The sequence below is a fragment of the Dictyobacter formicarum genome (assembly GCF_016587435.1).
In genome coordinates this window covers 69,690-87,740 of sequence record NZ_BNJJ01000032.1, presented here as the reverse complement: position 1 = coordinate 87,740, position 18,051 = coordinate 69,690, and the positions used below count along the sequence as shown (strand labels likewise).

Annotated in this window: 8 protein-coding genes; 3 read left to right on the top strand and 5 right to left on the bottom strand. The window is 57.0% G+C overall.

Features of this window, described 5'->3' with window-relative positions; translation table 11 throughout:
• From JMI88_RS35235 to JMI88_RS35220, 4 genes are all read right to left on the bottom strand, one after another.
• The coding region (locus tag JMI88_RS35235) for a DUF8724 domain-containing protein (protein ID WP_201366716.1) at window positions 1-514 on the bottom strand (514 nt) is incomplete at its 3' end.
• Window positions 514-4,389: a DISARM system helicase DrmA gene (gene drmA / locus JMI88_RS35230; protein WP_201366715.1), complete on the bottom strand. Its 3,876-nt coding sequence runs from the start codon at window positions 4,387-4,389 to the stop codon at window positions 514-516. The genes JMI88_RS35235 and drmA, both read right to left, overlap by 1 nt.
• 318 nt (window positions 4,390-4,707) lie before the next feature.
• Window positions 4,708-6,828, bottom strand: coding sequence for a UvrD-helicase domain-containing protein (locus JMI88_RS35225; RefSeq protein ID WP_201366714.1), 2,121 nt, complete (start codon window positions 6,826-6,828; stop codon window positions 4,708-4,710).
• A gap of 22 nt (window positions 6,829-6,850) precedes the next feature.
• Window positions 6,851-10,750: an Eco57I restriction-modification methylase domain-containing protein gene (locus tag JMI88_RS35220; RefSeq protein ID WP_201366713.1), complete on the bottom strand. Its 3,900-nt coding sequence runs from the start codon at window positions 10,748-10,750 to the stop codon at window positions 6,851-6,853.
• Between JMI88_RS35220 and JMI88_RS35215 the strand changes: the two genes are divergently transcribed.
• Window positions 10,718-11,092, top strand: a complete 375-nt coding sequence (locus JMI88_RS35215; RefSeq protein WP_201366712.1) for a hypothetical protein — start codon at window positions 10,718-10,720, stop codon at window positions 11,090-11,092. The two genes, JMI88_RS35220 and JMI88_RS35215, sit on opposite strands and share 33 nt — an antisense overlap.
• An 81-nt stretch (window positions 11,093-11,173) precedes the next feature.
• Here JMI88_RS35215 and drmD read toward each other — a convergent pair whose 3' ends face one another.
• Window positions 11,174-14,368, bottom strand: coding sequence for a DISARM system SNF2-like helicase DrmD (gene drmD / locus JMI88_RS35210; protein WP_201366711.1), 3,195 nt, complete (start codon window positions 14,366-14,368; stop codon window positions 11,174-11,176).
• Between the two features lie 794 nt (window positions 14,369-15,162).
• Between drmD and JMI88_RS35205 the strand changes: the two genes are divergently transcribed.
• Entirely contained in the window at window positions 15,163-15,906 is a 744-nt protein-coding gene (locus tag JMI88_RS35205) for an AAA domain-containing protein (RefSeq protein WP_201366710.1), read from the top strand.
• Window positions 15,906-18,050, top strand: coding sequence for a DEAD/DEAH box helicase (locus JMI88_RS35200; RefSeq protein ID WP_201366709.1), 2,145 nt, complete (start codon window positions 15,906-15,908; stop codon window positions 18,048-18,050). The genes JMI88_RS35205 and JMI88_RS35200 overlap by 1 nt, the downstream gene beginning before the upstream one ends.
• The last annotated feature ends 1 nt before the right edge of the window (window position 18,051 follow it).

Here is an 18,051-nt window from a genome sequence, read left to right as displayed (position 1 = left end):
TGCATGGGCGCGCCCCGTGGATAAAGTGGTGCCAGGGGAAGTCGTCGAGGTGGCCTCCCTCGCAGGCGATGAGGAAGCGCGAGGGGACGACCATCGGCTTTTTGCCTTTGGGGCAGTTGATGTGGCGATAGCCGGTGCGGTCGGGATGGAAGTCGTTGGCCTGCAGCTCGAAGTAGCCGTCGTCGATCGAGGCGAGCAGGCGGCAGGAGGGGCAGACCATCCAGCGCGGGAAGGCGGCGACCGGCACGCCGACGTACAGGGGCGTCTTGCCGCTCTTCTCGGCGGCCGATGGGGTCAGCAGGTGCTTGACCTGCGGCCCCATCACGGACTGGATGGCCTCCAGCAGGCGCGGCTCCATGATCTCTTCCGAGTTGCGCGTGTCCCAGTCGTCGATGCCCATGATTAAGGTCGACATGTGGGGCAGATCCACGATGGCGCCGACGCCATAGGAGAGGATCAGCTGGCTGGGACGTAGTTCACCGACGGGATGCTTCTTGATGAATGTGGTGGGCATTAGTTTGTCTCCTCTGACGTATCTTCCTCTGTGTCGAGATCGTTGGGATCGCCCAGCTTGCGTTCGTCGATCAGGAGTTGGACGGCTGGCTCGACGTTGCGCATCGAGTTCAGGCAGGTGAAGGGCTCCCATTTACCGCGCTGCGGCTCCTTGAGCAGGTTGAGCATGCCGTTGCGCTCCCGTTTGTAGTTGAGCGTGGCGTGCGTGTTGGCCTGCTTGAGCCAGTAGTCCTTGAGGTTTTGCAGGTCCTGCTTGACGCGCTCACTGGATTCGATGGCTACCTCATAGGCGCGCTGACTGATGACCTCGATAGCCTGCTCGATTAAGGCTGGATCGGCGCTGACCTGGCCGGCGGCGGCGTTCTTGTTGAAGCGCTGGTCGGTCAGGCGGATGATGCTGACGAGCAGGGCGGCCAGCCCGCGATCCAGGGCGCGCGGCGCGAAGGGGGTGACCGAGAGGGCCTCGACATGCTGGTAGAAGGTGGCGTGGTACTGCTCAAACTGCTCGTAGTGCGAGAGGTCACGCGGTCGCGCCCAGTTGTAGACGGTGCAGACCAGCCCGGGGGCGTTACGGCCGACGCGGCTGGTGGCCTGGATGTACTCCGAGGTTGTCTTGGGCTGGCCGGTGACGACCATCAGGCCCAGGCGCTTGACGTCGACGCCGACCGAGATCATGTTGGTGGCCAGCAGGACGTCGATCGGCCTGGGTCCGCCCTCGATACCGAACTGTTGCTCCAGGCTGCTCAGCACGTCGGGGATGTCTACCGAGCTGACACGCGAGGTGAGCTCCTGCACCTTGGGACGCGAGCGGTTGGCTAGCCCGCGCTGCTCCATGCGCCAGATGCGGTTGCTGACGTCGTCGTCGACGAGGTGGCGCATGCCGCCCAGCTCGCTCATCGAGTTGAAGTAGCCGACCAGCGTCATCCAGGGATCAGCGTGCGCGCCGTATTTGGTGTAGAGTACCTGCGCGCCGGCCAGTAGCGAGAGGTAGACGCGGATCTGGGCCGCCTTCATGCGGCGTCCGTTGGCGCAGATGCCCAGGTAGCGGCGTCCAGGTGCGTCGGGGCCCGGCTGGCGCTGGCGCGAGAAGAAGTTGTCCTCAACGTCCAAACCCTGTGGCGGGAAGATATTGACGCTGCGCATGAAGAGCGCCTCGATCTGCAGTCCGGCCTGGCGGATGGTGGCAGTGGCCGCGATGACCTTGGGGCGCACCCGCTGTCCCTTGACCTCCCAGCTGGCCAGGTGATCGACCGCCGTCTCGTAGAGTCCAACCAGGGTGCCCAGAGGACCCGAGATCAGGTGCAGTTCGTCCTGGATGATCAGGTCGGGTGGGCGCAGTGGCGCGTGGGCATACGAGTGGGCCTGCTGGTGGTGGCCGACCGGGCGGTGCTTGTCGCTGTCCTTGATCTCGGGCGAGCGGAAGCCATGGCGCTCACAGCGCTGGTCGACCTGCCCGAAAAGCATCTGTGTCTCGCCTTTCCAGGGCAACTGCGCGAACTTATCGACGGTGGCGATCAGCAGGGCCGGCAGCAGGCGATAGATCTCTTCGTCGACCACCAGCACCGGGATGCCCTCTTCGTTGGATTTGGCGCGGCTGAAGGGGCAGGCGCCAAAGGGATCGCTACAGTAGGTGAGGGTGCGGCCGCGCCCCTTTTCGTAGCTCTCGACGATGATGTCTTTGCCGGTCTCGATCTCCTGTCCGCACCAGGGACAATGGGTGATCTGGCGCGGGTTGCCGCTGCCGCCACCGCTGTATTTGCTGGCCTCGCGCGCCTGGGTGATGGCCTCCGCCGCCTCGTCGGTCGTGTTGGGCGTCGATTTCTGTCCCACCCACAGTCCCAGCCGGAAAGGAGTCTGGCCCCATGTGGACGGAGCGCCCCGGCGGATGATCTCGCAGGCGCAGATCAGGGCGGCGGCGCGCTGGAACTGTTGCAGCGTCAGCAGGCGCAAGGTGTAGCGCATGATGACGGCCACCCCGTCCTCGCCAGAGCGTCCCTCGATCACGTCCTGCAGCCGGCGGATGCCCAGCGTATAGGCGGTCAGGCCCAGGTAGGCTTCGGTCTTACCACCGCCGGTCGGGAACCAGAGCAGGTCGGCTAGCGCCTCCTTGCCGGCCTGGCGATCTTCGTGCGTCGGATCGGTCAGGGCCGGGATGTTGAGCAGGATGAAGGCCAGCTGGAAGGGACGCCAGCTGCGGTTGTGGGGCAGATCGATGTCGACTAGCTGCTTGCCGCTCTGGCGCCGCTTCTCCTCAGCCAGCAGCGTATGGATGCGCTGCAGCCACATGGCGCGGTTCATAAAGCTAAAAGCGCTGGCCGCCTGCGGGTCCGTGCTGATCAGGTCGATGCCCTGCTGGATGCGCTTTAGGGTGCGGCGGCAGTGCGCGATAGCTGTATGTGCCGCCTCCTGGTAGAGCTGCAGGTCCTCGCGGGGATCGCTGATGCGCCGTTCCTGCTGCGCGATCCAGTCGCTGTAGGTGCTGAGCAGCGGCCGCAGCAGTCCTGGTAGCTCGGACCTCTCGGCCTGCGCCAGCGTGCGCATGTCCAGGCACAGTTCGGCCAGGCCCGGCAGATCGCGGGCCGTAGGGGCCTCGGTGCGCGGCACCTCATAGCCAGGGATGAAGCGCGTCGTCAGCTGGTAGGCGCAGGTCGGATCTTTGGCCAGCGTCTCGGCGTGGACGCTGACGCCGTGCCCAATGGCGAAGCCCACCTGCTTGCGGTAGAGCATGGCCAGCGCCTTATCCTCATCTTTGTAGATCTTCTGCAGCTCGGATGGACGGCGGCGGAAGATTGGTCCGCCATTGGGGGCGGCCACGCTCAGCTCGGGTTGGAAGAGATAGAACGAGTCGCTTGTTCTCTTGGAGAGGATGCGCTGCCCGTTGACCAGGAAGAGCGTCACGATCCAGAAGTTGGCCGAGCGGCGCACCAGCCCCTTGAGGTAGACCTCGGGCTGCTCATCTGGCTCCGGCTCGATGCGCTCGATGGCGCCGGCGCGCAGCTGGATCGTCAGCGGCTGGCCGCCACGCGGCACGCGCTTCCAGATCTGTGTCGAGCGCGACTTCCCTTCGGGTTTGACCTGGCTTTCGGCCTTGATATATTGTCCCCAGCGGGCCGTGAGCTGGATGTGCGTGGTCTGGTGATCGACGCAGAAGCTCATACCGATCGACGAAGGACTCAGTCTGGTCGTCTGCGAGGCATCGGTGTCGGGCTCGCCATGCTCCTCCACACCGGACTCGATCGTGCCCTGGCTATCCAGCTCCTCCGCCGGAGCGGCAGTCTCGTTGGGGGCCAGAATCCCCACCAGGTAACGATCATGTACGCGGAACTCATCCACCTCCTCCTCTTCGCCGCCCGCCGGACCCAGCAGGTCGCGCAGCAGCAGATCCTCCAGCTCATTGCGCATCTCATACGGCGTCGGCACCCGCCCCTGCAGGATCGGCCCCAGCTCCGGCTGGCTCGCTGTCACCTTGCCCGTTACGGCCTTCACTTTATTCGTCATCTCAACCTCCTCCTCTATCTCCTCTTCAATATCAACAATCTCATCCTCGGGCAGCCACAACTCCGGCCGGCTCGTCGACCGAGGCGTCACCGGAATCTCAAGCGGCTTCCCAATCACCGTCGCCTCGCGATCATCGGCCGCCAGCTTAAAGGCATCCATCACAATCACGCTGAGCGCCTCAGACAGCGTATCGCCGCCCAACTGCTCAATATGGTCAGATGGATCCAACCCCCTCAACAAAGGCACCAATTGCTCCGGTGTAATTGTCGGCTCAACCGCGCGCCAATCCAACCGAATCTCCCCCGCATGCAACGATTTATTTAAACGCGCCAGCTCAGCCGGCGTCCCCAAATCTCTACCCAAACGGATCGTTTCCAAAATCCCATCCTTTGCATCTCACAAATCAAAAAACACATTTCGACCCTCACGGCCGATTTCCCCACCCCCACGACAACGAAAAAATAAACACGAAAACAATAGGTTCGGGGCTTGCCCCCGATTGCCGCCCGCCGCAGCGTGGCGGCCCCGTTCCCGCACCGCTCGGTACCTATTACATTGACACCTCCAAACGATATCGCATGAAAAGCGACGTCATCGTGTGGGAGGGGAAATCGGGCGCAAGGCCCGAACCTATGGGCGTTGCGGGCGATTTATCGTTTCCCGCACGATATCGTTGGCGATTATATATAATCGAGATCATATTTTTCGCGTCAAATTCCAATATTTGGGATCGAAACCATCCAATAGAGGCGTGGTGGCGCCCTGGGGGATGATGACGATCAGGGCGCGCATGGCGCGGGTCATGCCGACGAAGAGCGTGCGACGCTCGCCGGCGAGGAGCTCGGCGCGCTGCTCGTCGCTGGCGTCGGCCGGGATGATCGGATAGTTGGTCGACGTGAAGCCGGCCAGGGCCACGATCGGGAACTCCAGTCCTTTGGATGATTTGAGGGTGATGACCTTGATGCCGGGCCGGCTCAGGTCGAGCTCGCGGCCGGACATGTAGGTGGCTTCGAGCCCCTGGTTCTCCAGCGCGATGGCCAGGGCGCGGCCGGCGTTCTCGTTGGGGCAGAGCACGGCGCACGAGCCGATGGGCAGGCGCAGGCTGCGACTAGCCTGCTTGAAATAGGCCGTCAGCAACTGCGCCTCGTGGCTGATGTGGGCGACCATGCGCGCATCGGGCGTGGGGCCGTTGTTGATATATTGCGGTTCGGTGACCTCGGGTTCGAGGGCGCCATGGCTCAGGTAGGATTGGGCGGCCTCACCGATCTCGGCGGTCGAGCGGTAGTTGGCTTTGAGGATGCAGGTGCGGCCCTGGAAGCGCAGGCTCTCGTGGACCTCAGACCAGGAGAAGCCGCTGCCGTAGATCGATTGGTTGGCGTCGGCGGTGATGAAGAGCCGGTTGGGGGCCTTGCAGTAGGCCACCAGCACGCGCAGGGCGGTCGGATCGAGGTCCTGCGCCTCGTCGATGACGACGGCGTCGTACTGCTGCAGCGCCACCTGGGGACCGAGCAGGCGGGCGGCGCGCAGGCGGCGCAGCGCGAAGGTCTCGATCCCCTGCTCCTTCATCAGCTCCAGCCAGCGCTCATAGACCTTCCAGACCGCCGTGCGCTGGGTGGCGTTCAGGCGCAGCTTGCGCCCGCTGCGCGAGGCCTTGACGTATTCCTCTTTACCGCCGAGCTGGCGCGCGATGATCATCTTCTCGATCTCTTCCATCAGGTAGTCACCGCCCATGCGCTGCAGGATCTGCTGCTGGGCTTGCTGCTGCAGCTGGTTGCCGTTGAAGGTAACCTCGCCGATGGCCCGCGTCAGCAACTTCTTTGGCTGGTCGCCGCTCTCGATCTGGTAGAGGTTCTCCTGCCGCCGCGCGCGCAAGAACTTGTGGATGATGCTATCGGCGGTCGCCACCTCGACATAGATGTGGTTGGGGCCGAGCAGCTGCTTGAGCAACTGCTGCGACGAGCGAATCAGGGCGTTGGTGTAGGTGGTGAACAGGATTCTCGGCTGGGCCTGCCCGTTGGCCTGCAGTTGATTGAGCAGCGAGCGGATGCGGTAGAGCGCCACCGTGCTCTTGCCGGTGCCGGGTCCACCCTTGACCAGGGTGGGGCCGGTGCCGCCCATCGACCACGATGCGTAGCGCTCCTGGTCGGGCGAGAGCTTGAGCAGGAAGGTCAGCAGCTCGCCCTCCTTGTAGCGCAGCAGGTCCTCGGTGTCCGACAGGACCAGGTTGGGCTGCTGGATGACCTGTTCCATGGGGGGATCAAACATGTGGCCGTCGATGCGCAGCAGGATCTCGTCGGGGACGCCGGGACAGGAGAGCAGCCGGTCCTGGTCCCGGACGCGCAGCAGGCGGGCGTGATACTGCTCGGGTACGCGCAGCCGCGTGAGCAACTCGACCGTGATCGGCTCCGGCAGTGGTTTGGAATTGATGGCGCTGTCGAAGGCGTGATCCCAGTCGACGCGCGGCGAACTGCTGCTGGCCGCGTCGCCATGCTCGACATCCAGCGCGGCCAGCACATCGGACGACGGCGGGGCCTCGGGGGCCACCGTATCGCTATAGGTATCGTCGTCGCGATCATCCATCTTATAGATGCAGACCACATCCTGCTGGAAGGTATAGAAGATGCGGTAATCGCCGGAGCGGATACGATATGGGCGGCCCGGCATATAGATCAGCTGTTTCTTTAACTTGCCATCCGGCAGCGGATTCTGCTCCAGCATCTCCACCTTGTCGCGTACCTGCTTCACCTCTTTGGACGGCAGCTTGAGCAGATAATCCAGAAAGGCCGGCTTTATCAAGAGTTCCCACTTCTTACTCATCGCGCACAAGCATCCTTTCTTGCTACAGCTCGAACAGCCGGCCCTGCCCCGGCTGCTCCTCTTCATCCCCGCTGGACCGCTGACCGCCGCTGGCATCCTGACCCGTACCATTCTTTTTGGCGCGGCCCTGCTGGCTCTCGGCATCCTTCGCCAGCAGTTTCTTACACTTCGCCGTCGGCTTCCCATTCTCATCCACCAGCCCGGCCGCCACCTCCTCCGCGTGCCGCTGATGGTTCAGCAGCAGCAGCCGATCCAGCACCTCCTGCCGCGCCGCCTCGCTGAGCGTATAGCGCAGCCCCTGCTTCGTCTCATGAAACCCATGCTCCAGCTTCAGGTCATCCCACCCATACGTCCGCGCCACCGCCTCATCCAGCTCTTTGTGCAACTCCCGCAACCTTACAATATCCTCTGCCTGCTCGTTGGGATCATGCATGCGATTGTATGTTTTGGTAAGCCCCTCTTGGCGTTGGTGCATAATGGATTGACGATATGTGTAATATTGCTCTCCTATACTTTCGAGATTTTCAAATGTATGTGGGAATGGAAAAGTGCCGAAACAATCTGTTGGGGTATATCGTTGGTCTCCTTTCAGAGAAGAACCATAGCGAAATACCCATTCGAGATGAATAGATGACTGTAATACTGATAGATATCGAGCATTCTCAAATGCAATTACTATTGTTGCATCAGAAAATGTTATATCAGCGTTTATGAAGGTAAATGCGCATGTTCGACTAGTAAATGCTATAGATATTATTCGTTTCATACCAGCAATTGTAGAATAAAGGTCTATACCTTTTCTTCCATATTGCCACCATAGTTTTGCATATCCTTTAGCTGATGCATCGGATTTTAATCCAAGAAGATCTCTTTCTGGTTTAACTTTTTTACGTACTATTTCTATGCAATCAGAGTAATTTTCAGCTTTTTCAAGGGGCCAATCATAGAAATTAATGATCCAACGACTTGGTGATTGATCAGGACGTGAATTTAGATCTTCTCCATTTAAGTATGGAAATATTACTTCTTTGTTTTTTTCATCTCTCTCTATGAGCTTTTTTGCCTCATCAGGATTTAAAACAAAGCCCATACCAAGTACAAAGGATCCCTTGAATGCTTTGCCGGTGTTATTTATAAGTTTAAATGGGTTTTCTTGTGATTTTAAGCTTGGTGCTAGAAAAGGTGAAATACTTGGTACAGGCAAATTATCTAAAACACAAAAGCCTTTCCATGAACCTTTTCTAATCCATAAATAAGAAACTTTTATGCTAGCATCTCCTTGCCACGTTTGATTTGTGATAGTGCGAACAATTTTTTGATCGTCTTTGACAATCTGTTCAAGCCCTACTTTTCTTGTGTCGCCTTGTGAAATTGAGTTTGTTGCGACTAATGCATTCATACCATGATTTTTTGTTAATTTGTTGGCTCTTAAGAAGAAATATGCACATAAGTCTGCACGACCTCTTTTGCCTTTTGCAAGATTACGTACCATATAATCTCTGTAATTTGTTCCAAGGGTACCTGTGATGAGATGCCCTCCTTGAAAAGGAGGATTTCCCATTATTGCTGAAAAACCATTTTTTTCATCTTCATTAATAAACACTTCTGGGAACTCCAATTGCCAGTGAAATGGTCTACGTTTGTTGAGTAACACATCAACTTGGCTACGGAGCTTCTTGAATTCTATGTTATTTGCTTCTCTTACTTCTTTATGTGAACTCTGAAACATTCCTTCATTAAAAGCTTGCATTAATAATAGGTATCTATCACTTAATGTCATTTGGAGGTTTTTCTGATTTACAGTGTCACTTAGTTCTATGGCAATTAGCAAATCTGCCCCAAGCTTGATGATCTCCATCACCTGATCAGCTTCTTTCAAAAGTTTTTCTTTTATCTCTATCCCAGTAATATCATGTTCATGTAATTTTCTGATTTGCTCGCGTAGCCCGGTTACTTTGGGCAGATCATTTTTAATTACTGTTTGGATCCAATCCTTTTGGCTGAATTCCTTTTGTTCTGCATCCATAGACCAGTTTTCAAGCTGACTATCGCTGACGCCCAGGAGTGAGTCGCCGCATCTCAAAGCATGATCTAAGAAGGTGAAGGGCTGGCCTTTGGCGAGAGTGATTAGCCACATGGAGAGCTTAGCCATCTCGACGGCCATCGGGTTGACGTCGACGCCGTAGATGCAGCGCTCGCTGACGAGGCGGCGGGCGATGACCAGGCGCTCCTCGCGGTCGAGGGGGATCAGCTCTTCGCTGGCCGCGCCCTGCGAGAGCTGGCCGCCAGGGATATGCTGTGGGATGGTTGGCACGCGGTTGATGTTGAGTTCGCGGTCGGTCTTCTCCCAGGCCTCGACCAGCTTTTCGGAGAGGTAGCGGCAGGCCTGCACCAGGAAGGCGCCGGAACCCATGGCGATGTCGCACACGGTCAGGCTGAGGATCTCTGCGGCGCCGCGCAGCTGCCACTGCTCCTCGGGCCAGCCCTCGGCGGGTCCGATGTAGACCAGGGGATCGAGGGCGTGCTGCACGATCGGCTCGGTCAGGCTCCTGGGCGTGTAGTGGGTGCCGGTGTCGCGGCGGTCGCTGCCGTGGGTCATGTAGACCGAGCCGGCCGTGATGATGGTGTAGTTCTGGAAGGTATCCTTGCGCAGCAGGCCCGCGTAGGGCAGCGCGCGCTGGAAGATCTCCTGCTGGTTGTCGCAGGCCTCCATCAGGCGGCTGCGCTCCTGCTGCTTCTCCAGACGCAGCTCCAGTCCCTTCTTCAGTGCCGGCTCGCCACGTCCCGTCACCTCCTTGAGGTAGGCCAGCAGCACCTGCTCACCCTTGCCGGCCCTCTGTTCCAGCTCCTCCAGAGGCAGCTCGGGTTCACTCTTGTCGCTGCCCTGCAGGCCCAGGATCGTCGCGGTCGCGCGCTTGACGGTATGGTCGAGCAGACCCTCATAGACGTGGCCGATCTGCTCGATATCCAGACCCCGGAACGAGAGGCGGCGCGGCTCCACCACGCCGCCCATGGGTACCTGCAGGTATTGCAGCGCGTTGAGCAGATAGAGCACGGTACGGTTATCGATGCGCAGCGGATTGGCCGGTGTCTCGCGCCAGCTGCTGTCAGTGGCCCGGCCCTCCAGGAAGGGGAAGCGATCGGGATCAAAGAGGCGGCCACCATAGGCGGGCAGGCTGAGATTCTCGTGTGTGAGTCCGCCATAGACGATGCGGAAGAGGGCCAGCAGGCGGCTCCAGGCATCGTAGCGCAGGCCCAGCACCTCCTCGCCCTGCTGGTCGGCCTGCTCGCGCAGTTGCTGGTGCAGCGTCGAGGCCGCATAGTTGTGGTCATAGGTCGGATCTTCCAGCAGCAGCAGCTTGCGCTCCTCGGCCGAGAGCAGGAAGACCAGGCGCATCATCACGGTCAGCGCCGCCTCATATAGCTGCGTCTCCGGGACATCCTTGAGCAGATCGCGGCCACTATCCTTGTCGATGCGATCCAGCGTCTGCACCAGCACCTCGACGGCGCGGCGCACCTGGTCGCCCAACTGCGTCGTTACCTCCTGCTGTTTGCTGGCGCTCTCCGCCAGCAACGCCTCGATCGTCTTGCCCTCCTCGACATTAAAGAAGCGCCGCATGCCCAGCAGGCTATGGAAGGCGCGCAGCGTCACCTTCTCCTCCAACCACAACGAGGCATACCAGGAATAGTAGCCGGTCGTCTCACCGGCGGGGGCATCCACCAGCATCCAGTGCTCGCCATTGGTCAGCAGGCCCAGGCGCACATCATTCTTGCGCAGCAGCTCCATCATGCGCGTCTCCGGATAAGCATTCCAGGCCTTGCCCGGCACCGGCTTGCGCAGATTCTGATTCTTCGGATAGAGCTGGACCAGCAGGCGCGGCTTCGGCTCATGGGGAGACTTGATCGCCAGCGTCGGGCGCAATGTCTCGCCATACTCCTTCATCTCCAGGCTCAGGGAGGGCGGCAGCTGCTGCCCCTCCAGGATCGCCGCCGGGCGCATATCCAGCAGCTCCTCCAGCACAAAGCGCAGCCATTGATGGTGGATGGCCGGATCGGGGCGGGTGCCCTCCTGGTTATCGGCCCACTCCTCATAGGCCAGGCGCAGGCGACGGCGCGTCTCGGCCTCATCATCTTTGGTATCCAGGCCATGGGGGAAGGCATCCTGCAGCACCGGCAGGCTCAGGAAGGGGCCAGAGACTTCAATCAGGGACAGCCAGTCGGCATGATGGCGGGTAATCGACTGTTGAGCAACCATCGTGGGTGAGTCCTTTCAATGGTGCGCGGCGGGCGGGATAGCGCGGCCATAGGGTCAATGCGCGTGCTATCCCGTCCGGGGCGGCACTTCCTAGCGTGCCAGGTGGGCAGGCACTACATATGTCACAGCGACAGGAAAGATTCTCGGTTTGGGATCGGTGAAGCGCTGCTGGATGCGCGCGGTCTCCTGCTCGATCTCGCTATCGATCTGCTGCAGACGCGCCTCCAGGGCCGAGATGTCCCGGTTGAACTGCTGGCGCTCCTCGTGCGAGAAGCCCGACAGTTCGAGCTGCACCACCTCCGGCTGCTCCAGCTCCTTGCTGATATTCTCCTTCAGCTCGGTAAGGATCGCCGTGATGTCGGCCTGCTCCTTGGCGGCGCGATCGGCCATCTTCTTCTGCAGGCTCTTCGTGCGCTCGCCCATGCGGTTCTCCAGGGCTCGGATCAGCGGCTGTCGATGTATATCCCACTGGGAGGCCAGCCGCTGCTGTACCGCCGGTGAGACCGCGCGCTGCTGCAGCGCATCCTGGACCATCTTCAGTTGGCCCTCGTTCATCGGCACGAAGCGGCCCTCGCGCAGATAGCCACCGGCGGCGATGACCTCCTCATGCAGGCGCTGATTATCGCCGCCCAGCACCAGCAGGCGCGCATGGGCGATCACCGCCGGCCCATCCATCGTGATTGAAGGGACTGTACGCGCCGTCACGCGCTGCAGCTTGCTCTGCTCGCCGCTGGCCCATACCTCCGCGCGCAGCAGGCGCAGAGACATCGTCACCAGTCGATGGTTCAGGTGGGCCAGCACCACATCATCGCGCCCCTGCGCCAGCGTATGATCAAATACGATCGGCCGCTTGACATGCGTATGGGGATGCTCAAGCCCCTCGGTACACCTGGCCCAGCTCCCCGTCAGCTCGGGCACATCAAAGACCTCAATCGGCTCGTGCTGTCCGTGTGGATCTTCCAGCGTGCGCGCCTGCAGTGGAGGCTGTTTCGCCAGCTCCAGGGCGGTCTCAACTACCGCCTGGATATGCTCCGGCGTCAGGCCCAGCTCGCGCTTGCCCTCCTGCAGCTGCTCATAGAGCTGGCGGATATGCGCCTCCAGTCGTTCGCGCTGCCGGCGCTGGAAGGCCAGCAAGCGCTTCGAGGGCGCCTTCGCCTCCGCCCTGCCGGTATCCAGCTGCCGTCGCCGCCCCAGCATCGCCTCCTCCACCTGCGTCGCGATCACCGGCCCCACGCTCCCCAGGTCCTCGCGGATATACTCGATCTTGCGCACCGCCTGCATCAGGAAATCCAGATCATCATCCAGCTGCTGGCGCTCCCGCGTCGCCATCGACTGCTGCTCATAGCGGCTGCTTACAAAGTGATAGATATTCACCTCCGGCGCTCGCTGTCCATGACGATCGACGCGGCCATTGCGTTGCTCCAGCCGATTGGGATTCCAGGGGATCTCATAGTGGATCAACTTCGAGCAGTGGTTCTGCAGATCGATACCCTCCGATGCGGCGTCCGTCGCCAGCAGGATGCGCACCGACGAATCATCCGGGTCAGCCTGGAAGGCCGCCTTAACCTCCTCACGCGCCTTCGTATCCATGCCACCGTACAGCAGCTGCAGGCGGCGCTCGCCATCGGGACCCGTCTCGGCGAAGCCCTCGCGGGCCAGCAGATCATAGAGCCAGTTCTGCGTCGCCCGATACTCGGTAAAGATAATCACGCGCTCTCGCGACCACTGTCCCCCCGGCCTGATCACGCGGAACAGCCAATCGATCAGCTCCTGTGCCTTGCTATCGGGACGGCGCCGCGCCTCCTCCGCCCACCTGCGCAGCCTCTTCAGCAGCGCCTGCTCCTGCTCGGTCGGCTCATGGAAGAGCGGGGCCGCCGTCGCCAGCGCCTCTGACGTCACCTCATCCAGGTATGCATCATCATCGCTCTCCTCCTCAATCTTCTCCACCCGGCTGCGCAGAATCCCCTCGCTCGGCTGCTTTGTCACCGCCGTATGGCGCAGCCGCTCACCCAGCGACTGCTCATGCTTCTCCAGCGTCAGACAGAAAGCCTCGGGCGAAGAGAAGAGCCGCTTCTTCAGCAGCATGCTCACGAACTCCGAAGCATAGCGCTCAACATTATCCTGTGCATCATGGATGCGCGCCTCGCTATACTTCTGCAGCAGCTGGTGCGCCTCCCGCTCCTGCGGTGTATAGGCCACCGGCAGCGGCGTAATCTGGCGCTGCGCAAAGCGCGACGAGCCATCCCAGCGCTTCGGCAGCTCAGACTTCAAGCGCCGGATCATCACCGCCTGCAACTGCTCGGGATCAGGCTCAACCCCACGCGCAAAGCGCTGATTATCCAGCAGCTCCAGCAGCGCCGTAAAGCTCTCCCGATAGCCGTTATGCGGAGTCGCCGACAGGAACAGCTTATGCTCAAAATGCGGAGCCAGGCGCCGGATCGCCGCCGTGCGCATCGAATCCGTCGCATACTTCCCCTGACTCGAAGGCGCGATATTATGTGCCTCATCCAGGATCAGCAGATCAAAGCGGCGCGGATAGAGCGGCTCACCAGCTGCCGGCAGTGCCTCCGTAAACAGGCGCAGCGGCCGCTCCCGCTTCAAGAAATCCACCGAAGTAATCAAGCGCGGAAAATGCTTCCACGGATTCACATGCAGCCCCCGCTCACGGCGCAGCGAACGCATCAGCTCGCTATCCACAATGCGGAACTCCAGCCCAAACTTATCGCGCATCTGATCGCGCCACTGCACCTGCAGAGCCGCCGGACACACAATCAAAATCCGACGCGCCCGATGGCGGATAATCAGCTCCTGCGCCACCAGACCCGCCTCAATCGTCTTACCCAGACCAACATCATCCGCAATCAACAGATTTGCCCGTGGCATCTGAATCGCCCGCGCCACCGGGTCCAACTGATAATCCTCAAGATCGATCCCACTCAAAAACGGAGCCTGGATCGCCTTCACATCCGCGCTCGAAGCCGCCCCCCAGCGCACCGCATGCAAAAAAGTATCCAACCGCTCCGGAGTATCGAAGCGCACTGGTTGTGGCAACGGAGTTTTCTCAATCGCAGCCGCCCCCGGCTCCACCTCCCAGATCACCTGTAGCTCCTCGCCCAGCCCATCATCCTCCACCGAAGAAAGCGTCACCAGATGCTGCTTATACAAAGACTTCACAGAAGCATCATGTGTAGAAAGAGTGCTCGTCACATTATCGACAACCACATACCGACGTTGCCTGACGTTGACCAGCTGACCAACTTCAGGGAGAGAGGCCACATAATCCAAGGATCAGCTCCTGACTAGTTCAACGCTGAACATAGCAAAAATATAGAAAACATACATACATACATAAAAAGCAATGAAACAGTCTTCCTCAGTTATACAATTGAATTTATAGACGCAATATATCAATGCACTATTTCTTAGAGGGTAATAGTGAATAAATAAACACCGCTAGCTCGTCAGGTCCTACTAGAAAAGAGGAAGGTTTTCGTAGTAATGCCGACCTGAGAACATCTAAATATATCGTAATATGAGTGATATTATACACAGGTTTTCCCGAAAAAACCAGACTATAAGTGAAGCACCCACAAAATCCCAATAACCATACTTATCCTAAAGCGAAGTTCATATCACCGTGCTAGAGCATGATGGTATAAAAGACGACTGCATATAGAATGAAATAGGATGGCATGTCTACGCATGATACATCTGACACTTGACCTTTTAACAATTTTGTGAGAATATCTGAAGTACTTTTGATGAGTTAAAAGATGCTTAGTGTGAAGGAAGATGTGGCCGAGGTATTTAAAGACGAGATAGCAATAAATCCAGAATCTGCAAAAATCACAAAAAAATTAGTGTTATTATATTCCCATGTAAAAGAGCAAGTGTGCATTTTGGTTGGTTGCTACATACTTTGTTATCCTTTACCAGATTTTATCGCATAGCCTATGTTGCGAGCTATGGAATGTTTCAAATGTATGGTGATCGTAAGTATGAAGCATTTTCTGGATGAGCTATAGGCTTATCGAAGTTTGTAATGTATACAATGTATATGGCTGTGAAGGGAAAAATCTATGAATGCTGTATTGACGCTTTCTCAGATGTTGCACGAAATGGATCGAGCCCTTGATGATGAGATTAAAGAAAAGAGTAATTCTAAGCAAACAAAGTATATTGCCCAGGATGGTAAACTGCTGTCGGAAGAAGGCGGCCACTATATTTATCGTTTCACTCTGGCCGAGCCCGCCGATCTCCAGGACGATGTTCCATTGAGTGTCGTTAATGACACAGCCCACCCAATGAGATGTATCGTCGTGACCTCTACCGGTTCCACCTTGACTATTGCCTGTGACAAGCCACTGCCAGCCGAACTGCTTCAATGTATTGAACTGTGTGATGACTCTACTGAACTCATCAAACGCTTGCGCTCAGCCCTGAAAGAGGTGAATGAAGGAGAGGCACAGCTAGGGTCAAAATGTTTTAAACTCGTTCCCTATCGGAGCGCCATCGACACAACAAATGTGCAATTTGGTAAGTACCAGCCACGCCCACGACAAAAGCAAGCCGTTCAAAAGTCCCTTGGTGGTGAAGTTTCCTTTATTGTGGGCCCTCCTGGAACTGGTAAGACCGATACCCTGGCGGCCATTGCCTTGAAACATCTACAGACCGGATGCTCCGTGTTGATCGCGGCCCAGACCAATATCGCCGTCGATACTGCCATCATGCGCCTCTGTGATTTTTGCCTGTCTACCAACAACAAACATTTTTTGGCTAATGGTCAGGTTGTACGCTATGCACCCCTCAAAAGGCCGAGTTGATGACTGGCGATGACTATCGATATGTTCATTTGCAGCGTATCGCCAAAGAGATGGGAAATCAATATCATCAGCAACAAGATGCGTTGAAGCGCGAATATGAAGACTTGAAAGCGCAATTAGCCACCTTACCAAATACAGATGACTGCGAAGAGAAGGCTCTACAGCAAGAGAGCATCACCCTTCGCAATCAGCTAGTGCGATTGCAACAAGAAATCGAACAACTTCGGAGGCTTGAAACACGGCATCAGGAATCCCTGATCGCGAAATTGGATACAGCGCGAGAGGCTCTTAAACTGGCCTCTGATGACGAACAACGTCTACAGTCACAACTCGCGCAAACCTGGGCCGCGTTTGAAAAGCAAAAGCAGGAGCTGGCCCAGGCAGAGCAGCGTAAACACGATGTTCTCACGCGACTAATACAGGCACAGGCCATGGGTTCGGTGAAGCGCTTTGTCAAAGGCATTAAAGTAGAAGCTCTGGAAACCGAAGTGGCCCGGGTCACACAGTTCATTTATCAGCAGCAGCTCTCTATAACCGCCCAACATGCCCAGATTCAACCACTGCATGAAAAATTAGCTGCTGTTCAGAAAATAACGAAGACGGCTGCTGCCGAATTTTATGAAATGAACACGTTGCGCGATACGCCTTCTGAATATTCTCTCAAGTTGACACAGTTGTCAAAACAGAAAGCGCAATCGGAGACACGCCGGCATGAGATTGATACATTACTCAATCAGAGGCAGCAGGCAGCAAAGCAGCAGCTAACTGATTTAACACAGCGTATAAATGAAGTTGGGGCTCAACTTGCGGTGCTTGAACAACAACTACGCGATATTGAAAAGGGCATTGTGGAGAAGGCGCGCATTGTTGGTACCACGTTGAGCAAAACATATATGAATCAAGTTATTGCGCAACGCCGTTTTGACGTCGTCATACTGGACGAAGTTTCAATGGCATCGATGCCTCTCGTGTATGTCGCGACCGCGCATGCAGATCGATCTATCACCTTGATTGGTGATCCACAACAATTGGCTCCAATTGCCAGCGCCCAAACTCCCATGGTCAAGAAATGGCTAAAGCGAGACCTCTTTATTTATAGAGGGATTACGCTTGATGCCGCTCAGAGGGAGGAGCAACATAGTGTAATGCTCAATGAACAATCGCGCATGCATTCAAGCATCTCAATTATCTCCCGTCAGTATATCTATAAGGACTACCTAAAAGATGTTGCCAGAAATCTCAGAGAAGAAGTATCTTATGCTCCACTAGCAAATAAGCCTCTGGTGCTTTGCGATACACATGATGCCTCACCCATTAGCACACGACCTGCTTATGGAAATTCGCGCTGCAAATACTATCATGCTTTGTGTTGTATGGCACTTGTCAAACAGGTCTTTGCCGAGCAGCCGGAGTTGAAACGCAATGCCAGCGAACCAGTCATCGGTATTGCCACTCCTTATGCTCCCCAGGCTCGTTTGCTGCAGAGCCTGATCAAAGAGGCTGGCTTGCAAATGCATGTACATGCAGGTACCGTTCACCGTTTCCAGGGGCTGGAGTTTCCCATTCTCATTTTTGATACCCTTGAGTCTCCGCCTATCAAGCCAGGCGGTTTCACTGCTGGCAGCTACGGTTCTGATGCCATGCGTCTCGTCAATGTTGCGGTCACGCGACCAAAGCACAAATTATTTATTGTTGCTAACGCTGCTTATATCCAGAAAGAGATGCCATCCACTTCAATTATGCGCCTGGCTGTCGAAGAAGCCCAACGTTCAGCCATTCTACCATCCTTGAATATCATTGGCGTACCATTCTCTCAACAGATGACAAAGATACATCAGCAGAATCCCAACATTACCAACCTTAGCAAGCTCATACAGAAGCTAGATCTAGAAGAAAACATTCTAACATTGCCTTCTAAAAGCAATACTAGTGACTCTCTCTCTGAAGAAAATATACAAACATACCCAGCTTTTGGAATGTTAGAAACGCTAGAGGATGAAGAATTTATCCCGACTGAGCCTTCATTAAAAGCTTTGCATGCTATTGAGGTTACGCTGCCTGGAATGATATTATCTCGAAATCTAGTAGAGATAGAGCATCTTGATGAAATGGTTTTTTATAAAGTCTTAGAAAAAGACATTTAAC

Excerpts from the sequence above, each read along its gene's own strand:
- JMI88_RS35225 (WP_201366714.1), bottom strand. The coding sequence starts at position 6,828 with ATGAGTAAGAAGTGGGAACTCTTGATAAAGCCGGCCTTTCTGGATTAT.
- JMI88_RS35215 (WP_201366712.1), top strand. The coding sequence starts at position 10,718 with ATGGGGAGACTTGATCGCCAGCGTCGGGCGCAATGTCTCGCCATACTC.
- JMI88_RS35205 (WP_201366710.1), top strand. The coding sequence starts at position 15,163 with ATGAATGCTGTATTGACGCTTTCTCAGATGTTGCACGAAATGGATCGA.
- JMI88_RS35200 (WP_201366709.1), top strand. The coding sequence starts at position 15,906 with ATGACTGGCGATGACTATCGATATGTTCATTTGCAGCGTATCGCCAAA.